This window comes from Rhodopirellula sp. MGV, assembly GCF_002251265.1.
GTDB classification, from domain to species: domain Bacteria; phylum Planctomycetota; class Planctomycetia; order Pirellulales; family Pirellulaceae; genus Stieleria; species Stieleria baltica_A.
In genome coordinates this window covers 75,307-97,642 of record NZ_NPDI01000034.1, presented here as the reverse complement: position 1 = coordinate 97,642, position 22,336 = coordinate 75,307, and the positions used below count along the sequence as shown (strand labels likewise).

18 protein-coding genes are annotated in these 22,336 nt (G+C 55.5%); 2 read left to right on the top strand and 16 right to left on the bottom strand.

From position 1 onward, the window contains the following. Nucleotides 1–71: 71 nt before the first annotated feature. Together CGZ80_RS11615 and CGZ80_RS11610 are read right to left on the bottom strand one after the other, a co-directional pair. Complete coding sequence (locus CGZ80_RS11615) at nucleotides 72–1,325, bottom strand: glycoside hydrolase family 71/99-like protein (protein WP_143543881.1); 1,254 nt, start codon at nucleotides 1,323–1,325, stop codon at nucleotides 72–74. Between the two features lie 225 nt (nucleotides 1,326–1,550). Then, nucleotides 1,551–2,174, bottom strand: a complete 624-nt coding sequence (locus tag CGZ80_RS11610; protein ID WP_094414493.1) for a transposase — start codon at nucleotides 2,172–2,174, stop codon at nucleotides 1,551–1,553. A 422-nt stretch (nucleotides 2,175–2,596) separates the two neighbouring features. Between CGZ80_RS11610 and CGZ80_RS11600 the strand changes: the two genes are divergently transcribed. Further along, on the top strand, nucleotides 2,597–3,661 hold the full coding sequence (locus tag CGZ80_RS11600; RefSeq protein WP_199180701.1) for a methyl-accepting chemotaxis protein: 1,065 nt from the start codon (nucleotides 2,597–2,599) through the stop codon (nucleotides 3,659–3,661). Between the two features lie 18 nt (nucleotides 3,662–3,679). On the opposite strand, the gene CGZ80_RS11595 is transcribed toward CGZ80_RS11600, so the two are convergent. The 3 genes from CGZ80_RS11595 to CGZ80_RS11585 form a co-directional block, all read right to left on the bottom strand. After that, on the bottom strand, nucleotides 3,680–5,626 hold the full coding sequence (locus CGZ80_RS11595) for an SHD1 domain-containing protein (RefSeq protein WP_094414488.1): 1,947 nt from the start codon (nucleotides 5,624–5,626) through the stop codon (nucleotides 3,680–3,682). A 223-nt stretch (nucleotides 5,627–5,849) separates the two neighbouring features. Continuing rightward, nucleotides 5,850–6,956 (bottom strand): quinone-dependent dihydroorotate dehydrogenase, encoded by a 1,107-nt coding sequence (locus tag CGZ80_RS11590; RefSeq protein WP_158222661.1) that lies wholly within the window; start codon nucleotides 6,954–6,956, stop codon nucleotides 5,850–5,852. A gap of 168 nt (nucleotides 6,957–7,124) precedes the next feature. Further along, on the bottom strand, nucleotides 7,125–8,081 hold the full coding sequence (locus CGZ80_RS11585) for a hypothetical protein (RefSeq protein ID WP_103296732.1): 957 nt from the start codon (nucleotides 8,079–8,081) through the stop codon (nucleotides 7,125–7,127). Nucleotides 8,082–8,118: 37 nt separating this feature from the next. Here CGZ80_RS11585 and CGZ80_RS11580 point away from each other — a divergent pair, with 37 nt between their 5' ends. After that, a complete protein-coding gene (locus CGZ80_RS11580) occupies nucleotides 8,119–8,820 on the top strand; it encodes an ABC transporter ATP-binding protein (RefSeq protein WP_094414579.1) in 702 nt (233 codons plus the stop codon). On the opposite strand, the gene tssH is transcribed toward CGZ80_RS11580, so the two are convergent. From tssH to CGZ80_RS11525, 11 genes are all read right to left on the bottom strand, one after another. Further along, complete coding sequence (gene tssH / locus CGZ80_RS11575; protein WP_094414483.1) at nucleotides 8,807–11,551, bottom strand: type VI secretion system ATPase TssH; 2,745 nt, start codon at nucleotides 11,549–11,551, stop codon at nucleotides 8,807–8,809. The genes CGZ80_RS11580 and tssH overlap by 14 nt on opposite strands. 47 nt (nucleotides 11,552–11,598) lie before the next feature. After that, nucleotides 11,599–12,723 carry a type VI secretion system baseplate subunit TssG gene (gene tssG, locus CGZ80_RS11570; RefSeq protein WP_094414481.1) on the bottom strand — a complete coding sequence of 375 codons (1,125 nt, stop codon included), beginning with the start codon at nucleotides 12,721–12,723 and terminating at the stop codon, nucleotides 11,599–11,601. Then, nucleotides 12,687–14,528: a type VI secretion system baseplate subunit TssF gene (gene tssF / locus CGZ80_RS11565; RefSeq protein WP_094414479.1), complete on the bottom strand. Its 1,842-nt coding sequence runs from the start codon at nucleotides 14,526–14,528 to the stop codon at nucleotides 12,687–12,689. Before tssF ends, tssG begins: the two co-directional genes overlap by 37 nt. Next, nucleotides 14,525–15,019: a type VI secretion system baseplate subunit TssE gene (tssE, locus tag CGZ80_RS11560; protein WP_094414478.1), complete on the bottom strand. Its 495-nt coding sequence runs from the start codon at nucleotides 15,017–15,019 to the stop codon at nucleotides 14,525–14,527. Before tssE ends, tssF begins: the two co-directional genes overlap by 4 nt. Nucleotides 15,020–15,021: 2 nt before the next feature. Beyond that, on the bottom strand, nucleotides 15,022–15,834 hold the full coding sequence (locus CGZ80_RS11555; RefSeq protein WP_094414476.1) for a type VI secretion system accessory protein TagJ: 813 nt from the start codon (nucleotides 15,832–15,834) through the stop codon (nucleotides 15,022–15,024). 93 nt (nucleotides 15,835–15,927) lie between these two features. Then, nucleotides 15,928–17,544 (bottom strand): type VI secretion system contractile sheath large subunit, encoded by a 1,617-nt coding sequence (gene tssC, locus CGZ80_RS11550; RefSeq protein ID WP_094414474.1) that lies wholly within the window; start codon nucleotides 17,542–17,544, stop codon nucleotides 15,928–15,930. Nucleotides 17,545–17,665: 121 nt separating this feature from the next. Then, nucleotides 17,666–19,168: a type VI secretion system contractile sheath large subunit gene (tssC, locus tag CGZ80_RS11545; RefSeq protein WP_094414472.1), complete on the bottom strand. Its 1,503-nt coding sequence runs from the start codon at nucleotides 19,166–19,168 to the stop codon at nucleotides 17,666–17,668. A 68-nt stretch (nucleotides 19,169–19,236) separates the two neighbouring features. Further along, on the bottom strand, nucleotides 19,237–19,752 hold the full coding sequence (tssB, locus tag CGZ80_RS11540; protein ID WP_094414470.1) for a type VI secretion system contractile sheath small subunit: 516 nt from the start codon (nucleotides 19,750–19,752) through the stop codon (nucleotides 19,237–19,239). Nucleotides 19,753–19,918: 166 nt separating this feature from the next. Further along, a complete protein-coding gene (gene tssA / locus CGZ80_RS11535) occupies nucleotides 19,919–21,079 on the bottom strand; it encodes a type VI secretion system protein TssA (protein WP_094414468.1) in 1,161 nt (386 codons plus the stop codon). A gap of 163 nt (nucleotides 21,080–21,242) precedes the next feature. Next, nucleotides 21,243–21,953, bottom strand: coding sequence for a sigma-70 family RNA polymerase sigma factor (locus tag CGZ80_RS11530; RefSeq protein ID WP_158222660.1), 711 nt, complete (start codon nucleotides 21,951–21,953; stop codon nucleotides 21,243–21,245). Continuing rightward, entirely contained in the window at nucleotides 21,950–22,327 is a 378-nt protein-coding gene (locus CGZ80_RS11525) for a hypothetical protein (RefSeq protein WP_094414464.1), read from the bottom strand. The genes CGZ80_RS11530 and CGZ80_RS11525 overlap by 4 nt, the downstream gene beginning before the upstream one ends. Nucleotides 22,328–22,336 lie beyond the last annotated feature (9 nt).

Genomic DNA, 22,336 nt, shown 5'->3' with positions numbered 1-22,336 from the left:
ACATCGGGAGACGACAAATTTAAAAATCAACAGCCCGTCAACATGCGATTCTCGATTCGTGAAACGACGGATCATTGACCTTGTCGGAATAGCTCCGACGCACGTCCCGTCATTTTCAGGTAGTGGTCGCTGGGAAGGCCTTCATAGGTGATGAACTGTGGCGATTGATCGACCGGTGGGTTGTTAGTGCATTTAAAGATCGCGGTTGCTTCGTCTACCTCGTCGAACATGGCGACATACAGCATCGAGCAGCCCACCGACTTTGCCGCAGCAATTTGGGACCAATAAAATTCGCCTTTTAGTCGTGGGATTTGATCCAGTTTTCCTCCATGAAGGTTGAACCAACTGAACCCGGGGAAAGCGACCGGAAGAAAATCGACGCCTTCTTTTTCCAGCCATTCACGGTCAGCTCGCCACACGCGTTCGGCGTGACGTTCTGCCTGTTGCGGCGATTGATAACGGCCAATGGTCCAAGGGCTGACAACGTCAGCCAATTTGATCGTTTCGTGCAATACAGGGTCATTGACCGCGTCGCGATCACCTTCGCGCCAATACGACGGAACGCCTAGCATCACGGCACAACCGGCGTCTTTCAGCGTTTGTACCAATTCCAAACACTCTCGAACGGTGTAGGGACGGTTGTCACTAAAACCCACTCCCCAAACCGAAACTAGCGGCTTGCCTTCGTGATGAAGGTAGCTGGTGTCCTCGGTGATTTTCAATTCGTTTTGCAGCTGCTTCCAATCTTCGGCAACACGTTTGACTTCGCCAGCACGTAAACCGCTCAAGTCATACATCACTGCGTAAGCACGACCTGACTGCTTGGCGCCTTCGCGAACATGAGACAACACGACGTCGACATGATTGTGAAGTCGACGGTCACCCAGTTGGTTTGCAAAGCGTTGGACGAAAGCACCATCAATCGCATAGTCCTTCATCCAGGCGAAGTGCCGCATCACCGTTTTCCGGTTGTAGCTGCTGAAAATTGTTGCGGCTGTCCCGTCAGAGTTCTTGAAATCGGTCGCATAAAGTTCGTCAGCGTCGAACTCAGAAATGTCTGGCCAGAGGTCGACCGTGATGTTGTTTGGGCCCGGTGCGCCACGCCGTCGTGCCCAGTGTTTCCATCCCAGGTTGGCACCGTCACCTTCGCAATTGAACCAACCTTGGTAACCGACCATGACCTTTCCGGTCAGCGTCGACGCGTCCACCACTTCGGGACCCGTTGGCATGGGATCTTGAGCGGAAACCGGTATCGAGAATCCTGAAACGAAAATCGAAACGGCAACGCAAAAACGAGCGACAAGCGAAGGTAGGGGAGAGTTCATGGTGGGCTCGGGCGGGAGGGGGGAGAACACAAGTCGACTGTGATAATTGCAATGGTCAATTTTGAAAACCCGCTTTCCCCGCGCAGGTAACGCGAATGATTGCGAATCAGCGTTTTCCGCAAACTTTGTCCGTCGGCGTTCCTCCCTCGTTCAACAGTCAGCCGCAGGCGTACTCCACCGTCAGCATGTACGCCTGCGGCTGACTGTTATACGAGGCCTATAACACTAGTGGTACGTCGTCCAGCCGGAGTCAATTCCGCTGTAGGGCGTGAGCCAGCGCCACAGTTGTCTTGGTTTGTCTTCTTTGATCGGGTTTTCAATGACGTAGTTCATCGCATTCTCGATAGCTTCGTCACTGTCGAGGAACGACTTCCATTGATGCCTCGCCCACATTGTTGGCGGTCGCTTGCCTTGCGTCGCATGTTGACTTAACGGATGGAGCCCATCCTCGATCAAACGCCGCGTCGCGGCACCCTTCAGCAAATTTGCGATCTGTTCGGCTTTGTAGCGGTGCCGTGCGACCACCAGATGCGTATGCTCGGGAAGAATCGAGCAGGCCCAGATGCTGTAGTCGCTTTTGAGTGCTTGCTCTTTGAAGCCGTTGGCGACGGACAAAGCCTGCTTACCAGTCAAGCAGACTGGCGGATAACGCAACGCTTTTCGGGCCGCCTCTCGAAGGGCGAGTTCCTGCGGAGAGAGCATCGCCAGGGTGCGTCGTTCCAGGTGTCGGATCGTCTCGCCGAACCGAGCGATCTCCCAACTTGCGACCAACTCCGACCAGGATCCACGCGGATCATTGGGCAGCCAGGAACCGTAGTGCGGCAAAATCAAGTGGTAGCCATGAACCATGGTTAGCGTTTCTCGTTTATCCGTAAACCGTTTGCGCGAGGCTTGATTATAGAGTGCGCCTCCGGCTGACTGTTAAACGAAGAACGCTCCACTGGTTCAACAGATCGCAGTCCAGTGCGGCAGCCAATGTCGCTCGACTCTCCGAGTCGATAGCGTTTTCGACTCGGAGAGTCGAACGACACTGATTCGGTCGGCCAATTCGCGTCGGCGTTCGCGGTCTGGTACCCGTATGTTGCAATGACGGTTTCCATGAGCAAGATCTGTCAGAAAGGCGACAGTGGGGGACAACCCTTAATGCACAGTTTGGTCAATTGAACTTGTCAAACAGATTGAGCGGCAGATGTCGAAAAACGCCTTGATTTAGCCGAGGATTGTCCTTCGCGTGATTAATGAGGTTCTAGCTTTGCATGGTTCGAAACTTCTTGCTTCATCTGACTGAAGAGATCGCACGGGATATGTTTTTTGTCAAATCGCGTCCGCCGCAATACGATTGTGGATCGCCAGACGCGGAAAAAAACGATCGACTGATCGGGGTTCTGAAAAACGAAAACCTGCAACTCAAAGCAGGCTTGTGCAACATTCAGTCGGGGCTGTCGGACGCCGTTTCCGTCAACCAACAGAACATCGAAAATTGTCGACGGATCGAAAGCAATTGCGCGGAGCTTGCACACGAATCCGATGCGATCCGTTCGGCAACGAATGAGTTTTCCAAAGCGGTAACAGACATGCGTTCGTTGGTCGAACAAACCGATCGGCAACTAATCGGCATGCGGAAATTTGTTGAACTGATCGAAGAAGTTGCCTCGCAAACGAACCTCCTGGCGCTCAACGCAACCATCGAAGCTGCGCGGGCTGGTGAATCCGGAAAAGGGTTCGCCGTTGTTGCAGGCGAGGTCAAGGGACTGTCCAACCAAACCAGTACCGCAGTCAAAAACATTGCCGCGTCGATCGAACAGATCTTCGACAACTCCAAAGTTGTCGCAGATCGTATGAAGGAACTCGACGAACGCAGCAATACGATTCGCGATACCGTCTCGCATCTGAACGACCGTGTGGTTCAGACTGCACAAAGCAATATCGAGACCACGGAACAGGTATCCGGCGCGAACGAAATCGTTTTCCTGAGTTTGGCGAAGCTGGATCACATCGTTTGGAAGGTGAATACGTACCTGAGTGTGCTCGAAGGCGAACCGGTGATCGAGTTTGTCGATTGCCACCACTGCCGGCTTGGCGAGTGGTACTACCAGGGCGACGGACAGGCTTCGTTCTCACAAACCCATTCGTATTCACGACTGGAAACGCCACACGCACAAGTGCATCAAGCGACGCGCAAGGTGTTTGAATTACTGGGGACGTCGATTACCACCGATGACTTCGCCATTGCCGATGCGATCGACGAAATGGAACGGGGAAGCGAGCAGGTAATCAGCGTCTTAGATCGAATTCTGATGGAAAAACAATCGGGCTCTGCCAAACGATTCGTCTAGCACGACTTGTTTGCAGCGCTACTTCGAGTCGACGAGACCACGTTGCGTGAATTTGGATACCATCAACGCGTTTTGGTGATTTCCACCGGCTTTGTCGCCAGGATTTTGCATCAACGTGGGTAGTGCAACGCTTTTGAAGTGCGCAAGGTTTGGCTCCTTGCCCAGTTCGTCCAATCGTTCCTGAATCGATTGGTCCCGCTTGGTCATCAATACTCCTGGAATATTGGTTGATGAGCGTGTCCAAACGTCTTTGCCCTGATTGGTGATCTTCACCGTCGATGTATACGTGTTGGCAATGTACGCGCCGCGTGCGATGTACGAGACGGCTTCTTGCTTCGGGCCAGACACGCTGGCTTGAATTTGTATGGGGGCGGTCGCTGTCAGTTTGTAACCGGCCGACTGAATCGCCGATTCGAGCCCGCTACGAACGGTGTCTTGATATTGCTTCGGAACAGCACTCACATCCATCGAAACGGCGACGCCGGGGTAAATTAGAAACACGCTGGGGTCGTCGACTGCTTGCTGCAACATTTGGTCGGCAGCAGGATGCGGCAGCTGCAATGGTGCGAGATGCCCATCCTTGTCCGAGATCACACCGGCGAACTCGATTCCGCCCGCCGATTCGATCACGGCATCTTGGTAATCGCAAAGCTTGATCTTTGACGGCAGGTGCAACAGCAGATGATTGTCTAGCAAGACAAAGTCATTGTCCGCAAAGCTCAGCCCATTCGGCGCGACAGGACCACCACCGGTGCTGTACTCATCCAATGTTTCGCCGTTCACCAAGCTGACCACTCGAAGGTTGTCAACGAACGAGATCAGCATCCGATCGCCATCCGGATTCAAGCGAATTTTGGTCCAGCCCATTCGTGGCTTATCTTGTAATTCAAACGCACCAAGAACGGCTCCGCTTTGTGGATCAACATGCATCAACAGATGCTCATCAAGTACAAACAAATCCTTTCGATCGGTGGTGCAGGCGATCGCGTGATTCTGAGACAGGTTCGCATGCCAAACCGGCATCAAAGTCGCCAGGTCAAAACAGGCTAAGTGCCCGTTGTCGGCAAGCAAAAGCACGCGGTTGTTGTCGAGTGCAAAGGCTTCATTGACGTTGGCGTTTGTCGTTTTGCCAAACGCTTTCTTTTCATTGGCAAAAGGAATCCAGGATGGTGTTCGATTAACGCTTTGACCTTGTGGTCGCCAAAGCTGAACCTGGTCGGCGGTTTCATAGCCGTCACGATCGCCGCCGGTACCTTGCATCAAAACAGTCTTTCCATCGCTCAGGATGTCGAGCGGACACATGTTGGCAGTCACCAAGTCAGAGTGGAAGGTTTCGCCGGTCTTCAGATCGACAAGCGAAATGCGACTCGAATGTTTCGGCGTACTGAACGTCCACGTGTATCCGGCGACCGCACTTCCCGCCGCTGGGTTGACCTTCAATCGTCGCAGGCCTTCGAAAAAGTTCTTCTTGGCTGGTAAACGCGCCGAATGAGGTTCGTAGGCGAAGCGGTTGTCACGCGGTTGATACGACCAGGGTTTCACTCCAAACCCGGAATCGAGCAACTGTACCCGATCCCAGTCAACGGACGGAGGAGCCGCCCAATTGGCCTTGGGGTTGCCCACAGCGTTCGACTCGGCGCTTGAAGCAGAAGCGGACGACATGGTTTTTGCACCTGTCGCTGGTGTGGCGTCCTCGACAACTTCAAACGGGTTGTCGAGTTGTTGCAGAAACGCTTGGTCCGCTTCACTCAGTCGACTGACGGGGACCTTGACCGTTTGGCCGCTCGTTCGCTTCAAGATCGCGACGCCATCTTTGACTTCAACCAAGGTCGCCTCGACCTTGAATCGCCCCGTCGCATCGGCCCAAGTCCGAGCCTCCTGAGCACTCGCATTGTCGGGCAGTACGACAATCAAGGATGCGAGTGCAGCGCATTGCAAACCGCGAATGAGGTTCCGTGAGACCATGGACACTTCCTAGATAACATTTCGATGATGAGCAATTGAATGATGCAAGGCGATCGCCCGCACCAAGCAATTGTACAAAGGGCGAATTCCCAAAGGTGAACAGCACCTGAATTTGTGAGTGCCGATTCCTGCCGGTTCCGCCTCCCCCGTCTGGCGGCCAATCGCAACGCTGTCCTATTCAACAGGTTGCATTCACTACGTCACCGGGAAAAATTAAACACGACTACCCTGCGTTTGTACCAACAATGTCCGCAACATTGTTGACGCCTTCCTTTTCTAAGCGGGATGCGAGTAAACGATTGATTTGGCGAACGAGTCGGGGACCTTCGTAGATTAGCGCCGTGTAGAGTTGAACGAGCGATGCGCCGCTTTCCATTCGTTGCCAAACGTCGTTTGCCGATTCGATACCACCGGCGGAAAGTAACCTTAACCGTGTTGATTTTGTTTTTTGATACAGCCACGCGGTGCGTTCATTCATCCACGCTTTGATCGGAGCCCCCGCGACCGCGCCCGGGTAGTTGGACCAACGACTTTGTGCCGATCCCAGCACGTCGCGTTGCTTCGCCGAAAGGTTTAGCATCAAACCTGCGACGCTAGGTGACTCAAGTGCCGTCTCGATCAGCTGATCGAATTGGTGATCGTCCCAATCGGGAGAGACCTTTAAAAGCAACGGTGGGTTCAAAGACAGCTTTTCGATGCGCTGCAGAAGCTCACCGATTCGCCCCGTCGTTTCAAAGAAACCTCGGCCGTCAACCGTGTTGGGGCAGCTGAGGTTGAGCATCAAGTACGACGCAAATGGTGCGAGTAGCGTCGCCGACTGGACGTAATCTGCGATGACGGCGCCGCTATCTGGAGTGACCGACGGGCCATCGTTGGTGTTGACCAAATTGATTCCCAACGGTTTGCGCAATATCCCGCGTGTTTGAAGCTTTGCTAACCGAGCCGCGACATGCTCGGCGCCATCGTTGGGAAGGCCATAGTGCACCAGCACACCGCGATGATCGATCATTCGCCAAAGTCGCGGCCGAGGATTACCCAGTGACGGACGCGATGAAATCGACCCGATCTCTAAATGGCCAAATCCAAGCGATTGCATCAGCGGTATGACCTGGCCGGATTTATCGAAGCCTGCCGCTAGCCCCAATGGCGTTTCAAACGGAATACCGCCAACATTTGTTGTCAGACGGGGATTGGGGGCAACGATCTGATTCTCTGGCCGCATGAGACCTGGAATCGATTGCAACAACTGTCCGCTAAGGATTGCGATGCGATGGGCCGATTCGGAGTCCATCCGAAACAGCAGGGGACGTAACCAGGGATAAAAATTCATCGTCATCGCAAGGGGGGCTAGCATCCTGTTGATTTTCGAGTGTCGCCTTTCGCTGGAGTCTAGGCTTTAGCCGATTTTCGGTGTAGCGATGTCGACGAGGAGCCGGGCAGGAAGAATCGGCAAAAGCCTAGACTTCAACTTGCACTGCTGAAAAACCGACACCGGCGGCTAGCGAGCACGGTTTAGCAACGCAGCCAATCGTTGTGAAAGTGACTGCAACTGTGTCGCGTCATAAGACAATCGCCCGGCAAGTCGCGCCGTTTCTTTGTCCCATGCGACTTCGTTGCCGGGAGGAAGGTCGACCAAACCGAACGCTTTCTCGCTCGGAACGCCGAGGAAGTTGAACTCGTTTCCGTCAACATGAATGCGTCGATTTTCGACCGTTTCAAAGGGTGTCATGCGGATCGGATGATCGATGATCGGGAACGCGTCGAGGGTCTTGGTTTCGCTGATGGGGGCCATCAGCCAAGTCAGCATCGCGCCTTCACCGCTGTTGGGATCAATGTAGACGAAGTGCCTGGTGACGTAACGCTGATTCTTGTCGCGGCGATGCATGATCGATGGTGCGTCAAAAATTGCGACATGGTCGGACTTTCCTACCACCGTCACCCGCTCCAGTTGTTGCTCGCTCGTTCGCAACACTTGTGTCGGGATAAAACCGAGCGAGACGCCTTGGTCCGACGCGGTCGCGGACGAAACGATTTGACGTCCCAGATCAGTCGCGACGCTGTACCCGGCGCCAACGTCTGCCAAGCGATACTGCGTCGCCGTGTTTTGCGAAGCGGGAACAGGCTGAACCGAAGCCATCAACGTCAACGAGCATTTCGTAGCGGCATCGCGAACGGTACTGCTGACGTCCTTTGAATCACCGGAGCTAAGCTTGGGGATCGCCAACAAGATCAGTCGATTGAATGTCGCATCAGGATCCGGAGAGGCCACTTTGGAACCAGGCGGAATGATCGTAATCGGGCGTGGTATCGCGGCTTCGGGCGAATTCCCAATCGCGACGCTGCTGATCCAAAGTCCCAAAACGGCTCCCCGAAGCACGGCCCACGGCAATCGTGACAAACATCGGATTTTGCGTGTCGCCGGTCGCACCGTGGCAAAGAGATGGTTATCTTCCATCGTGGTATCCGTTCTCAATCTTCCTGGTCGTCGCAATATGCCGGATCGAACTTCTACCGATGATAACGCGGATGCGATCATCCAGACAGTTTCCGTTTCCAGATACTTTCCCCAGGGCGATGTTCACGCGCTCCGCGATGTCTCGATCGAAGTCGCCCAGCGATCCCACGTTGCGATCGTTGGAAAAAGTGGCAGCGGAAAGTCGACACTCCTGAATTTGATCGGGGGGATGGATCAGCCGACTTCTGGCGAGGTGCGATTTGACGGTCAGTCGTTGTCGCAAATGAATTTGGATCACTACCGATCGCGGCAAGTCGGATTCGTGTTTCAGCGTTATTACTTGCTTCCCAATTTGAGCGCGGTCGAAAACGTTCAAATCCCAATGTTCGAATCTTCGATCGCCAAGCCGGAACGCGTCGAAAAGGCCCGCCGCTTGCTCCATCAAGTGGGGCTATCGGGACGAGAGAAACATTTGCCGCGGCAATTGTCCGGTGGCGAAAGTCAGCGTGTCGCGATCGCCCGCGCCCTCGCGAACGATCCGAAACTGATCCTGGCCGATGAGCCAACAGGGGCGCTGGATAGTGAATCGGGGCGAGCGATTTTGGAACTGTTGGAATCACTTCAACAGTCCCACCAATCGTCGCTCGTCGTCGTGACTCACGACGAATCGATCGCGGCCCGCGCCAGCCAGCGAATCGAACTGGCTGACGGAAAAATCGAAGCAGTTATTGCTCGCTGATCACCTGATACTCGAAGTGGTCGTCTTTCATATCGATCGACACTTTGCTGATCGTTTCACCTTCGGCAAGGCTCGATAGAACGCGCGAGGACAACTCAGGCAGCATCGTACGGTTCAGGATATGGTCGATGTTTCGAGCCCCCGTGTCGACTTCGGTGCAACGGCTGCGGATTGAATCGACGACGGCATCGGTGTATTCGAATTCGGCACCGTAGCTTTCGGCGACACGGCGACCTACTTTGCCAAGTTTCAGCCGGATGATCCGGCTCATCACATCATCGTTCAACGGGTAATAAGGGATCACACTGACCCGGCCCAAGAAGGCTGGCTTGAACGTCTTCAGCAACTCGGGAAAGACGGCTTCGATGAAACCGTCCGGATCTGGCATCGTGTCCTCGTCAGCACACAAGCTTTTGATCAAATCCGTCCCGGCGTTGGTGGTCATGATGATGACCGTGTTTTTGAAGTCGATGTCGCGACCTTCGCCGTCCTTCATCTGGCCTTTGTCGAAGACTTGGTAAAAGACGTCCTGCACGCCGGGGTGTGCCTTTTCGACTTCATCCAGAAGGACAACCGAGTACGGTTTGCGGCGAACCGCTTCGGTCAACACACCGCCTTCGCCATAGCCAACGTAACCGGGAGGCGATCCCATCAGTAGCGAAACTTTGTGCTCTTCTTTGAACTCAGACATGTTGATCGTCGTCATGTTCTGTTCGCCGCCGTAAAGCAGGTTCGCCAAGGTGATCGCGGTCTCGGTTTTACCGACACCGCTGGTGCCCGCCAGCAGGAACACGCCGATTGGTGTGCGAGGGTCACGAAGTCCCGCGCGGCTGGTGCGGATGCTTTGTGCGATCCGATCCAGCCCGTGTGACTGGCCGACGATGGATTGCTCCATCAGTTCCTTGAGCTGCAGCACGGTGTTGATTTCGTTGCTGACCATGCGTCCGACAGGAATGCCCGTCCAAGCAGCAACGGTTTCGGCGATCGCGCCGGCATCCACCGCCGGGAACAATAGCGGCCGTTCGCCTTGGACTTTGCGAAGTTCCGCTTCGGCGGCAACCAATTCAGATTTCCACTGCGCGATTTGCTCCTCTGTCGGCGGCTCTTCCTCAGTCGGCGTTTCAGCCGAGTCAGCGGCACTTTCTGATTCGGCATCCGCCGTTTCGTTGACCGGTGGAGCGGCGAGGTGTTCGGGGGCGTCTTTGTCGAGCTTTTTACGCAGCGAGACGATGGTATCGAGGTGCTGCTTTTCTTCGTCCCATTGTTTGCGAAGCGATTCGAGCTCTTTCTCCACTTCGACGATCTCTGCTTCAGCCGCTTCGATCGCCTCGCCATGATCGGCGCCCGTTTGCTGTTCGCGTTTCAGGATCCGAATTGAAACTTCCAGCTGGCTGAGACGTCGCTGTGCGTCTTCGATCGCTGGCGGCGTCGACGACTGGCTGAGCTGAATCCGTGCACATGCGGTGTCCAACAAGCTGACTGCTTTGTCGGGCAACTGGCGGCCCGAGATGTAGCGTTTGGAAAGTTTGACTGCTTCGATCACCGCTTCGTTCATGATGCGAACGCGGTGATGGCTTTCCAACGTTCCGACCAAGCCACGCATCATCTCGACCGCGACCGGTTCGTCTGGTTCGTTGACGATGACCGTTTGGAAACGACGAGCGAGCGCGGCGTCTTTTTCAAAGTACTTTTTGTACTCGGCCCAAGTCGTCGCCGCGATCGTACGCAATTCGCCACGAGCCAAGGCGGGTTTGAGCAAGTTGGCGGCGTCGCCTTGGCCCGCTTGTCCACCGGCACCGATCAAAGTGTGCGCTTCGTCGATGAATAGCACGATGGGAACCGGTGACGCTTTGACCTCGTCGATCACGCCACGCAAGCGATTCTCGAATTCGCCTTTCATACCGGCGCCCGCTTGCAACAATCCCAGGTCCAGTGTGTGGATCCGAATGTTTCGAATCGCTTCGGGCACATCGCCGGCGGCAACACGTAACGCGAAGCCTTCGACAACGGCCGTTTTCCCAACGCCAGCTTCGCCGGTCAGGATTGGGTTGTTCTGCCGACGACGAGTCAGGATATCGATCAACTGTCGGATCTCGGGATCTCGGCCGAGGACCGGATCGATGTGCCCCGACTGGGCGCGATCGGTCAGGTCGATTGTGAATTGATCCAAGGCCGGAGTTTTGGTCACGCCCGGTTTCCCCGGAGCAGCCGACGAGGACGCAGGGGCCTTGCCCACGCCCATCGGCACATCCGTTTCTTCGCTGTCGGCAAGGACACCGGCGAAATCTTGTGCAAGCGAATCGGCGTTGATCCCAGCCAAGGCATCCGACGCGTCACGAGCAACCGAACGCAATGACGACGATGTCAGTAGTGCGACCAACAGATGTCCGCTGCGCACCTTCGCGGCGCCATGGTCGACGGAGCTATACAGCCAGGCTTCGCGGATCAGGTCGACAACGTTTGGCGAAAGCGCTGGCGGACGGCCGTTGCCCGTTTTGAACTTGTCGATCGCTTTGTTCAAATCGTTTTGCAAGTCGCTGGTATTGATCTCCAACGCCGCACAGGCGACCGACAAATCTGAACGGCTGTTTTCCAACAGCTTCAACAACCAGTGTTCGATTTCGATGTTGTAATTGGTTCTCGAAAGGCACAGCCCGGCCGCGGATTCCAAGGCTCCGCGACAGGTGTCGTTCAGCTTGCCAACCAATTCTTTCAAGTTGATCTGTGCCATGTGTCAGTGATGCGTTGTTGGTGAATAGTGACGTTTAAAAGTGAAAGTTAAAGCGACGCGACAGGTTCCCGGTTGGGTGCCCCATCGTGGTAAAAGACCGCATCGTCACTGTCACGCAACGGCGGTCGGCTGCAAAGCCATGTGTTCCAGCCCAAGTGTGGACGATTGTCGTCTTGTTTGGTCTCGTTCGCCGACGAGAGCTGGCAGCTCGGGATCTCTTCCGCCATCAAGATGACTTGAAGGTCAAAGTCAAATTCCAAGCCGACGTAACTGCGGACGAACTGGCAAACTTGTGTCAGGGTCTGTCCTGTCGGAAGCAACCGTTTGAAATCATCGAATCGAACCGGGCCGATCTGAATCCGAAACTTGGACCCTGGGTCCCAAGTTTTGCCGCCAAGGATCGTGTCGGTGCCGACCATACAGTGCCCCAGTTCGGCACCCAACCGCGAACATTCCGCCGGTGGCAGCACCAACCATTGGCCAAACATCGAGATCACTTTGGCTGGCAAACCGAGGTAATCCGAGACGATCGCTCGCAATGATTCCGCAGTCGGGCGGTCATTAAAGATCCCGCCGTAGTAAACGGTGGCGTCATCACTGGCATGCAATCGGTCGCGCACATGATCGGTACCTCGACCAAGAACCGATAACAGGGCCTCACGAAACAAGTCAGCTTGTGGACGATCAAGTTGCTGGCTGGTTTCATAGCCCGCGGCGAGTGAATACTTTTCCCACGCTCGATAAAAGAACGACAGCTGGCGGTGAGAGAACATGTCAAAGAACGCACGCATGGCATGGTCTTTGGCGTGAACACGGTCGATTACCAGTTGCGTGTACTGTGTCGGCAAAGCGCCAGCCGGCCCGGTCAGTCCCCAAAAGCTGACCATCATTTCGACCAAGCCGTCGTTGATGTCGTCTTCGTTGTCCGATTGACGCGCGGCGACCGAGATCACTTCGCTGGGGGCAAAGCTGAGCGCGGGCTGGACTTGGAACCGCACCGGTTCGTCGTGGATATTGCTGGTTGTCCCGATGCGTCCGTAACGCGCACCGCCAGCGGTTGTCGTTGACTTTGCCAACAACAGACGGACCGCTTGATAAAACGTGAACTTGTGCGGTTCACGAACAAGCCGTTGCTTTACAGAAACTCTTGTCTTCCCGACCGCGCCGGCCATCGTGCGATTTCCTGTTCTCTTAAACTGCTGCGCAGTGTCGTTCGGGTGAAAGAATTAATCGAAGCGTACAAGCCAAAAAAACGTTCCAAGACACAACCCAGCAAGTACGCGCCACCGCTGCTGAGTTTCTCTTCGTCGATCGTCAATTCCAGATCCAGGCCACGACACATCGCCAAACCGCCGGTCGGCGCCTTGCATCTTGCCACACTGGGCGAACAGACGACGGACCGAATTGAATCGATGCGTTGTTGTGCATCGCCTTTTCCGATGTACTCGTAAAGCCCCAGGATTTCACGAATCGCACTGGCCCCCTCACGCTGATCGAACAGCGAGATATGGCCGAGCGAAAGGTGACTGATCAATCGCCAATAAGTGCCTTTTTCCAAAGGTGGACGCAACGGGACGCGTGGCTGGGTCACACACTTCGGTGGCAGCAACGGTCCGCCATTGACGAGTGACATCGCCGGTCTGCCGCCGCCAAACTCCAAGCGTTGCGGCAGATTACGACTCGAACACAACGCCCGAATATCTAGGACTGTGCCGTCGCTTTCATCGGGATTGAAGTCCAGATCGACCAGCGACAAGTAAACTTCCGAAGCGGAATCTTGCGTCCCGCCACTGAAGTCACTGCGACGCCGGTGCGTGTGATAAAAGCCGCGTCGATCGCGTTGTTCACCCGCATGACGAATTGAATAAAACGGGTGAAAATCACGCTCCGGTCGGTCGCTATCGATCGCCTTGACGCTTTCGATCGAGTGGACCTCGAATGCACGCGGTTGCCGTGCGTCGGGGACCACGCGGTATTCGTGCGTCGCATGGCCGACGCGGATCGGTTCGCAGCGGTGTTCGAACAAATTGACGATTGGCGCACATCCCAATCGAACCGTTTCCGAATCGACAAACTGTTCGACGGAACTGACGTGGCGTTTAATCAACACAAACAAATGCATTGTATTGCCAAACCCGCTGAGCATTTCTTTGCGGATACCGGCCACGTCAAAGAACATGAATTTTTCGGGCGCCGCAAAGTATTCCGTTAACAAGCGATAGCCGTTAAACGTTCGTGCCTCTTGAGGGAAGATGCATTGGTCCGTATCAAATCCGATCATCCGTAAATTGTCTTTGGACAAGCGGATGGGATTCGGATCACGTTCCGATTTGGCGATCAGGATTTCGATCGAATCGTTGTGGACCAATTCGAACAAATCCATTGCGGCATGCGAGATGCCACGAATAAAGAATCGCAGCGAATCGATCTCGGTCATCTCAAACGTGACCGATTCCCGAAACGTATTGAGTTCCAAATGCAACACCGATTCCGCTTTGCCCAACAGCGGGCTCGGCGGACTTTGAAACGGTTGGCCTTTGTAAGTCGCCGCGGAGACGCGAATCGGAAACAGTTTCACCGGGTAAACGGTTCGGTATTGGCAAACGCCATCTTCGGTTGATTCGGTTTCGATCGCCGAACCGGCTTCGATTTCGTATCCGCCGACCAAGTCGGCTTGGCGTGGGTCGAGATCAAATTGCACCACCGCCGTTGATGGGATCGGCGCCAGATAGTGCGGATACAGCACTCCAAGCAATGCTTGTGTGATCTCTGGGAAATCATCATCCAGCTTTAGCCGCGTTCGCGCAGAAAGCAGCGCGAACGATTCGATGATTCGCGAGACATGTGGGTCTTCGCTCAGTTCGTCGCCCAAGCGGAGCCGCGCGGCGATCTTGGGATGCTGTTTGGCGAACTCGGAACCGAAGCGACGCAGGAACTGCAACTCTTGGTTGTAATACGGCAGTAAACGGTCGGTCATCGGCGCACTCCTTTCACCATAAAGTCACCGCTGGTGGCGTCCAGTTCGCTGTCATAGACGACCGGTTCGGGAGCGGGATCGATTTTCAGCATGGCATCGATTCGGAACCGCAGCGCTCGGTCGGCGGGATCGTTCGTATCGGCCAGTTGGACGCGTACTTTGGTAAGACGCGGCTCAAAGACTTCGATCGCACGCGTCATCATTTTGCGAAGCATTTCCTGCTGCTCGCGAGAACCGGTGCTGATACCGACGCAATCGGGAATCCCGTACGCAAAGATCGACCGTTCGAGTTCCTTCAAGTCGTCCGGCCAGGACGTCGCTCGACAGCGAGTGTTAAGCAGAGCTTGCAGATCGCGGCCAACGCTTTCCTTCATCTGTGACAGCACCTGAGTCCGGTTCATCGGCACTTCGCTTTGCCGATGCGGTTCCAGATCGATCAAACGATCGAGAACACTGGGAATCAACGGGCGGTCATTGGGGACGCGTGACATGACTAGGCAGGTTCTTTTCGCTGGATCGATTGCAGTTCCATGATCGGCATGTCTTGGTCACCGACAAGCAACATTCGTTGCCCGCGTCCACGCACGATGCCTTTTTCGGTGTCGAACCAATCGGTCCCACGACCGAGTCGCAATCCGGCGTCAGCCGTCGCCGATTTTTCAGGCTCCAGGTAAATCGCCGGTAGGTAAACTTCGCCGTCGGGGCCGGATTCGATCGAAAGGGTCGCTTGTCGCCACAGCAAATCGAACGGCCGCTCGGGGGCGCGGACGTCTAATGTCAGGATCTGATTCCAGTCCACCCAAAAGTACTTGCCCGTCGTGGTGTAGACCTCCAGCACTGGCGCCAGCAAGTCATCCAAGTCACGGATGTCGTCGACCACGTTGCCGTTGACTTCGATGGGCTGGTTTAAAACCGGTTGTTCGATCAGCGGTTCCAGTTCTTTGGCCGCAGCATCGATTTGGCCGTCACGGTAAAACGTCAGCGCACTCAGATGAGCTTTCAACCGGTCGGACGGGTCGCCTAGGAATTCGGGCACGCGGCCTTCGTAAAAGCACTCGCGGCGGGCGGTTTCGGCACGTACCAGTTGCCTTAACAGAGCCGCTCCGATCGCGGCCTGGGCGTCTTGATTGGACACGGTGTCGAGTTGTTTATCGGCCCGTTCCAGATTGCCGGCGATGCACGACAGTTCGGCCAATTGGAAACGCAAACCGACGTCAGCAGGTTTTGACTTAACGAGTTGTAACGACGCTTCCATCGCTTCGTCCAGTTGCCCGGCTTCGTACAACTCCATGGGTGTCGATGTCATCGGTGGAATCCTTCAAAGGTAGAACGGCCGCGTCGTTGAACGAAATGCGGCGACCATGCAATGGAATCGGTGGCGTCTAAAGTTGGTAGCCCGTTACGAACGTCCGATGCGTGTTTGTAATCGGATGCTACCAACCATTTCGTCCAACTCATAGTGTGGCGCGAGACGCATCATACAATAAAAACCGCCCGGATTACTGGGATCGGGCTGAACAGTGATCGATGCTTCACGCAACGGTTTTCGGCTCTTGACGTCTTCGCTGGCTTCGCGGTCCGCCGTCACATATTCGATGATCCAGTCGTGCAACATCCGCTCCAAATCTTCGGCGGTGGCGAACGACCCGGTTTTCGTTCGGGCGATGACTTTGACGTAGTGGGCAAAACGTGACACCGTCAAAATGTACGGCAGCATCGTGCTGATCTTTGCGTTGGTCGTCGCTTCAAGACTGTCGTATGTCTTGTGTCGCTGCAGCGATTGTCCGCTGGCAAAGACGCCCATTGGTGTGTCTTTGCAATCGCAGATTGGCAGCATGCCCAATTCGCTGAGTTGTCGTTCTAGCGAATCACTGACCGCGATCTCGGTGATCGGTCTGGGGATGACGCCTTTCGAATCGGTCGGGAACGACAGCGCGGGCAAGTCCGCGACCAAGCCGCCGCCTTCGACGTCTTGGCGAAGCCCACGAATGTCAGCCAGCCAGCCGCTGTTGGCGAACGATCGCATCAACACCGAGACATAGGCATAGGCCGGGTTGCCCCACAAATACTGATTGCCGCTGGGATGTGTCACGTCCTCGCGAAACAGGAATCGGTCGACACGAGTTCCGTCGTCTTCGTAGGGGCCACGCATCAGGATTCGAGGCAGCACCATCCCGACGAACCGCGAGTCTTCGTCGTCGCGGATCGCATTCCATTTCAAATAGTCCGGCCGCGACAACCGTCCGGCGTGATCGCGTGTGACTTGCAAATCGCTGAAGCTTTCCAAGTCCAACAGGGCCGGACTCGCGGCGAGCAGGACAGGACAAAACGAACTCGCCGCGACGCCGGCGAGTGACCGCAAGACAAATAAATCGTCGGTCGTGCGTTCTGCGGAGACCTTCGGATAGATGTCGTAATCACCGACCAGCACGCTAAATGGCTCGCCACCGGGAGAGCCGAATTCATCTTCATAGATTTTTTTGAAGACGGTGCTCTGGTCGAATTCGATGCTGCGATCGAAGTCTTTCTCGAGTTCTTTCCAACGCGCCGATAGCACGCGGATTTTAATCATCGGGTCGCTTTCGAGATCCGCGCGATTGACGATGAACTGTAATCCTCGCCATGACGATTCCAACTTTTGGAATCGGGGATGGTGCAAGATCACGTTGACTTGGTCATTGAGCCATTGATCGATCTGTGCGATCTCGGCTGCCAAACGCCGAAGAAGCCGATCACGCTGGGCCGGATCGTCTTTGTCACGCCAGTCGCTTCCGAGCCAGCGGTCGAGAGCCTCGCCAACGGTTTTCGACTGTAGAAACCGCGCCAAGGAATCGGACGGAACTTTCGATGACCGCTTGGGCGGTTTGGTTTCGGCAGACGCCGGTCCACGCGACTTTGCGGTCGAGACGGCGTCGACCGAGTAGTCGAGGACACGGTCAAGCAGACTGTCCGATAGACTGGTCGCGACGGCTTGTTGATGCGTCGATTCGAAGTTCGGTAGCTCGGCGGAAGACATGCTGGGAAACCGAAACGAATCTTAGGACGCGGTGGTCTGCGTCCGGGCCGAACAAGTCGACTGGCCGGACGCAGCAGAAACCAAATGAATGCGGCAATGCCGCCGGTCAGCTAGCGGTTGACTAGCCGCCAAGTTTTGGAATGCTGGCGACCATCCGCATGCTGGTCGTCAGTTCTTCCATTTGCAACCAAGGACGCATCCAAGCAACGGCGTTGTACGAGCCGGGTTTGCCAGGGATTTCCTTGACTTCGACGCGAGCCTCGGCCAGCGGGTAACGGGCGCGGACGTCGGCTGGCGGGTTCGAATCGCTGGTGACGTAGTTGTGAATCCAGCGATCGAGCCATGCTTCACAATCGCTCGCTTCCATGAAGGCACCGATTTTGTCTCGGCCGAGAACCTTCAAGTAGTGCGAGAAGCGACTGGTCGCCATGATGTATGGCAAACGGGCGCTGATCGACGCGTTGGCGGTGGCTTCGGGGCGGTCGTACAGCTTCGGTTTTTGGCATGTCTGTGCGCCGAAGAAGACCGAGTAGTCGGTGTTCTTGAAGTGGCACAGTGGCAGGAAGCCGAGGTCACTGAGTTCTTTCTCGCGACGATCGGTGATCGCGATTTCGGTGGGGCACTTGAGGTCCGTGTCGCCGTCGTCCGCTTTGAAAATGTACGTCGGCAGGTTTTCGACTTTACCGCCGTTTTCGACGCCACGGATTGTGGTGCAGAAACCGGTTTTCGCGAACGCGTCGGTCAGTTTTGCGCCCATGACATAGGCGGTGTTCATCCAGCAGAACTCGTCGTGATCGACGCTGACCGATTCGCCTTGGTCGCCGACGGAGACTTCTTCGTACGCGAATTCGTCGATGGTTTTGGTGTTGGCACCGTATGGCAAACGGGCGAGCGTTCGTGGCATGGTGAGCACACAGAAGCGGCTGTCTTCGCTTTCGCGGAACGACTTCCACTTGGTGTATTCGGCGCTTTCAAAGATACGTGCCAAGTCACGTGGCTTGGACAGTTCCGTCCATTCATCGAAGCCGAACAGTTGTGGTGCGGCGGCGGAAATGAACGGGCAGAACGCGGACGCGGCGACGCCACTGACCTTGCTCATCAGATCGACGTCTTCGGGGTGATTGGTGAATTCGTAATCACCGATCAACGCGCCATAGGGTGCACCGCCGGGGGTGCCGAATTCGTCTTCGTAGATTTTTTTGAACAGTTGACTTTGGTCGAACTCGACGGCCCGGTCCATGTCTTTGAACAGTTCACGTTTGCCGCAGTTGAGCACGCGGATCTTCAGCGATTCGCCGGTTTCGCTGTTCATGACCAAGTGCTGCAAACCGCGCCACGAGCCTTCCAGTTTTTGGAATTTCTCGTTGTGCATGATCGCGGCAAGCTGTTTGCTCATCTTCGCGTCGATGCCCGCGATGGCGGCATTGATCGAACGCATGACGTCTTTGTCAAACGTGACGGTGCCCTTGAGGGCTTCTTCGGTCAGCGTTTTGATTAACTCTTCCGCACGAGACCGCTCGGTCTTTTTCGTCGCTGCGATGGCGGATTCCAGCAAACTGCTGCCGGCTTCGGTTGTTGCTTCGGCTTGCTGTGCTGGTTGGCTTTCGGTCTCACCGGAACTCATGGCCAGTTGACTCCTCGAATCGGAATTGGATTGTTCGTGAATTGAAAACGTGGTGGGTCAACGCGTGGTTACTCTTTGTCGCCAGACGAGTCGACACCCAGTTCGCCGGAGAGTTGTTTGAGCTGTTCGCTGTTGGTCAGGACTTGTTCCAGGACGCTTTCCAAATCGTCACTGCGGTCAATTTTGCTGGCCAAGTCACGCAGCTTGTCGCGGGTTTCCATCAGCTTCTTCAGCGGTTCGACTTTGTCGACGATGTTGGCCGGTTCGAAGTCGTCCATGGTTTGGAATTCCAGGTTGACCGACATCTCGCTGCCGTCATCGGCAAGCGTGTTTTCGACACGCATGTTCAAGCCTGGTGTCATGCGTTGGAGCACGTCGTTGAAGTTGTCGCGATCGATCTGGATGAACTTGCGATCCTTCAGCGGTTTCAGCTTGGAGGTCGGGTCGCCCGAGAAGTCGCCCATCACGCCAACGACGAACGGCAATTCTTTGACAACCTGTGCGCCTTCGGTTTCGACTTCATAGGTGATGTGTACGCGAGGCTTTCGGACGCGATTTAGCTTTTGCTGTTGGCTCTCGGCCATCTCAATTCTCCAGACGCTATTTACGGATCACTAAATTTCGGAACGTTGGGTTGCCAAATCCTTGCCTGCGAAACGGGAATCAGCGGTATCGGTTGTAAATGACCACCCCCTGTGAGGCAACCTTTTGCCGAGACGCCGCCAGCAAGAAACTAGCGAAAATCAGGGGTCAATCGTCATCGTACGAGTCTTCTTTGATGGGCACGCCGACGCGTTCGGAGAAGTTCTTCAGGACATCGTCGTCGCGGATCAAAGTTTGCAGTAGTGTCGGTAAGTCCATGCGTCCGAACTCGACCGCTTGCTGTAGCATGTAACTGACCGGCGAATGGGGCTCGGTCTTGCGAAAAAATTCACTGGCCTTCATCAACATCCGAAAGGCATCTTCGCGATTGTTCACCTGAGCCTGGGCGATGTCGATCGAAGGAGCCGACGGACTGGCAATTCCTGTCACCGCTGCGGCGTCCGCGGATTGGGCGGCAACTTCGCCACCGCTAGCACCACCGGCAGCACCATCACTGAGCAGGTTACGGGTCAGCGTCGCGAACGATTGCTGGACGGATTCAAGGCTGCGGCGGATCTGGCTGCTCGGCGGTGTACAGTCTTCGAATTCGTCACTACGGCATTTCTCTTCCAGCACGTCACACAGGCTAGAAAACTCGCTAATCGCCTGGGCAATGTCTTCTTCGTGGTTGCGGAGCGTTTCCAAGTCGACTTGGCGAACGGCGTTTTGGAAGTCCGACTCGCTGGTTTCACCACCGCCTTCGATCGCTTCACGAAATGCGGCGTAGGTCAACGCGCCGAATCCCGGCACCAGCTCGACTTCTTCCAAAGGCGCGATCAGCGTTCCGGGGCCTTCCAGGCCATTCATGCTGGTCAGCTGGGCGACGGTATCCATGTAGCCTTCGTCTTCATCGAAAGGCGGATTGATACCGTCCCAAAACTGATTGCAGATTTCTGTGGCAAGCTTGAAGCCGTCGCGCGCCCCGACAATGCCGTTCAGTCGCGTGTTGGCTTCGATCAGCCAGGTTGCTACCCAAAGGTCTTTGGAGTGCTTGGCAAGGATTTCGATGCATTGCTCACGAACGGTTCGCCAATTCGGCGAGCTGGGCGTTTCGACACTTTGCCCCTGGGCTTCGAGCTCAGCCAAGTCATCGTCGCTGAACAAGGCGAATTCACGCTGTTTTCGCTCCGCCGCGACGGCGTCGTTGCGGGCGTCTTTGGCATTTTGCAGACGATCAAAATCGGATCGTCGAAGGTATTCGCCCGCCGGATTGTCGTCCGAGATCGGTGCCAATAGTGCGTCGAAGTCCAGCGTCGGTTCGGATGCCATTGTCAGTTTCTTGATCGTAAAAAAGTGCAACGTGATGGTTATTTTCGGTCACTTGCTCACATTGTTGTGAAGAAGTTTCAAATTGACCTCAAAGTTCTTTACTTTCCGATCCGCGAATCTCCGACTCGATTGCGGCCGCTAGACGTAAAAGCGGAAAGCGGCATCAATCGTTACCGGATCTTCGCAAAGATTGTGCTAATTGGTCCAAACCTTTGGCATGGATACGACTCGCCCAGCTTTTGCTGATCCCGACCCGTTCGGCCGCCTCGGTCAGCGAAAAACCTTCGAAATAGATACTCGTGATCAGGCGGCGGGCATCCGCGGGCAACTGTTCGACCAGTCGCCGCAGTGTTGTCTGCATCTCGCGATTGGCGACGACTTTGCTGGGGATTTCGTGGCGGTCGGGGGCTTCGGACAGCACGCCGCTGGTATCGCTATTTTCGTCACCACTGGCTAAATAAACAATTGCCAGCCGCTCGGTCATCCGCCCCAGCCACTCGGCATCGGATTCACCTGGCGAATCGGATTCGCCGTCCGCGGTGGCGCTGGCATCGGACTGCAGCACGTCGTCAGCCATCTCGCGGAACCTTGCCCGGCGCAATCGCGCCCGACTGGTCCAGTTCATTTTCGAGACGCCGTCGTAGATCGCACCGCGGACCCGGTAATACGCAAACGTTGTGAATCGTACGCCTTCGGCGGGATCGTATTTTTGAGCCGCTTCGGCCAAGCCCAATTGCCCGTACGCGATCAGGTCGTCCAGATCCATCGGAATCGGCAGTGATCGATGCACTCGCATTGCCAGCGAGCGAACCAAGCCTTGGGCTTCCGCGATCAGCTCCGAGACGCTTTGACGTTCTTCCTCAGACGAGCTCAATTGTCGTTCCCCAAGTTTGACCAGAATTGCTGGATCCGTTTGCGAGAAGGATCGCTATTCCAGAACGCCCGCCCGACTTCTTCGAACGCTTCACGAGGCAACCGCCGGCACTGCTCGCCCAGTCGATACTGCAACACCTGCTCGGCGATTTCGATGAAAAGGCTCTCGTCACAGGGCTGGTCCGTTTTGGTTTGACGCAGCCGCACCAACGCGTCAATTAGTTTTGAACCGTCTTCGCGATGTCTGGCCAGTGTTTCGCCCAGGACGTCGTTGAGCAGCTGTTGGTTGACGGCTTTCGGTGTTTCCGGCGCGCGTTGATCTTCGAACTGGGTTTCCGGTTGTGGATCGGGTTGAGGCTGCTGGGCGAACATCATGGTTGACCG

Excerpts from the sequence above, each read along its gene's own strand:
- CGZ80_RS11615 (WP_143543881.1), bottom strand. The coding sequence starts at position 1,325 with ATGAACTCTCCCCTACCTTCGCTTGTCGCTCGTTTTTGCGTTGCCGTT.
- CGZ80_RS11610 (WP_094414493.1), bottom strand. The coding sequence starts at position 2,174 with ATGGTTCATGGCTACCACTTGATTTTGCCGCACTACGGTTCCTGGCTG.
- CGZ80_RS11595 (WP_094414488.1), bottom strand. The coding sequence starts at position 5,626 with ATGGTCTCACGGAACCTCATTCGCGGTTTGCAATGCGCTGCACTCGCA.
- CGZ80_RS11590 (WP_158222661.1), bottom strand. The coding sequence starts at position 6,956 with ATGAATTTTTATCCCTGGTTACGTCCCCTGCTGTTTCGGATGGACTCC.
- CGZ80_RS11585 (WP_103296732.1), bottom strand. The coding sequence starts at position 8,081 with ATGGAAGATAACCATCTCTTTGCCACGGTGCGACCGGCGACACGCAAA.
- CGZ80_RS11580 (WP_094414579.1), top strand. The coding sequence starts at position 8,119 with ATGCCGGATCGAACTTCTACCGATGATAACGCGGATGCGATCATCCAG.
- tssH (WP_094414483.1), bottom strand. The coding sequence starts at position 11,551 with ATGGCACAGATCAACTTGAAAGAATTGGTTGGCAAGCTGAACGACACC.
- tssG (WP_094414481.1), bottom strand. The coding sequence starts at position 12,723 with ATGGCCGGCGCGGTCGGGAAGACAAGAGTTTCTGTAAAGCAACGGCTT.
- tssF (WP_094414479.1), bottom strand. The coding sequence starts at position 14,528 with ATGACCGACCGTTTACTGCCGTATTACAACCAAGAGTTGCAGTTCCTG.
- tssE (WP_094414478.1), bottom strand. The coding sequence starts at position 15,019 with ATGTCACGCGTCCCCAATGACCGCCCGTTGATTCCCAGTGTTCTCGAT.
- CGZ80_RS11555 (WP_094414476.1), bottom strand. The coding sequence starts at position 15,834 with ATGACATCGACACCCATGGAGTTGTACGAAGCCGGGCAACTGGACGAA.
- tssC (WP_094414474.1), bottom strand. The coding sequence starts at position 17,544 with ATGTCTTCCGCCGAGCTACCGAACTTCGAATCGACGCATCAACAAGCC.
- tssC (WP_094414472.1), bottom strand. The coding sequence starts at position 19,168 with ATGAGTTCCGGTGAGACCGAAAGCCAACCAGCACAGCAAGCCGAAGCA.
- tssB (WP_094414470.1), bottom strand. The coding sequence starts at position 19,752 with ATGGCCGAGAGCCAACAGCAAAAGCTAAATCGCGTCCGAAAGCCTCGC.
- tssA (WP_094414468.1), bottom strand. The coding sequence starts at position 21,079 with ATGGCATCCGAACCGACGCTGGACTTCGACGCACTATTGGCACCGATC.
- CGZ80_RS11525 (WP_094414464.1), bottom strand. The coding sequence starts at position 22,327 with ATGATGTTCGCCCAGCAGCCTCAACCCGATCCACAACCGGAAACCCAG.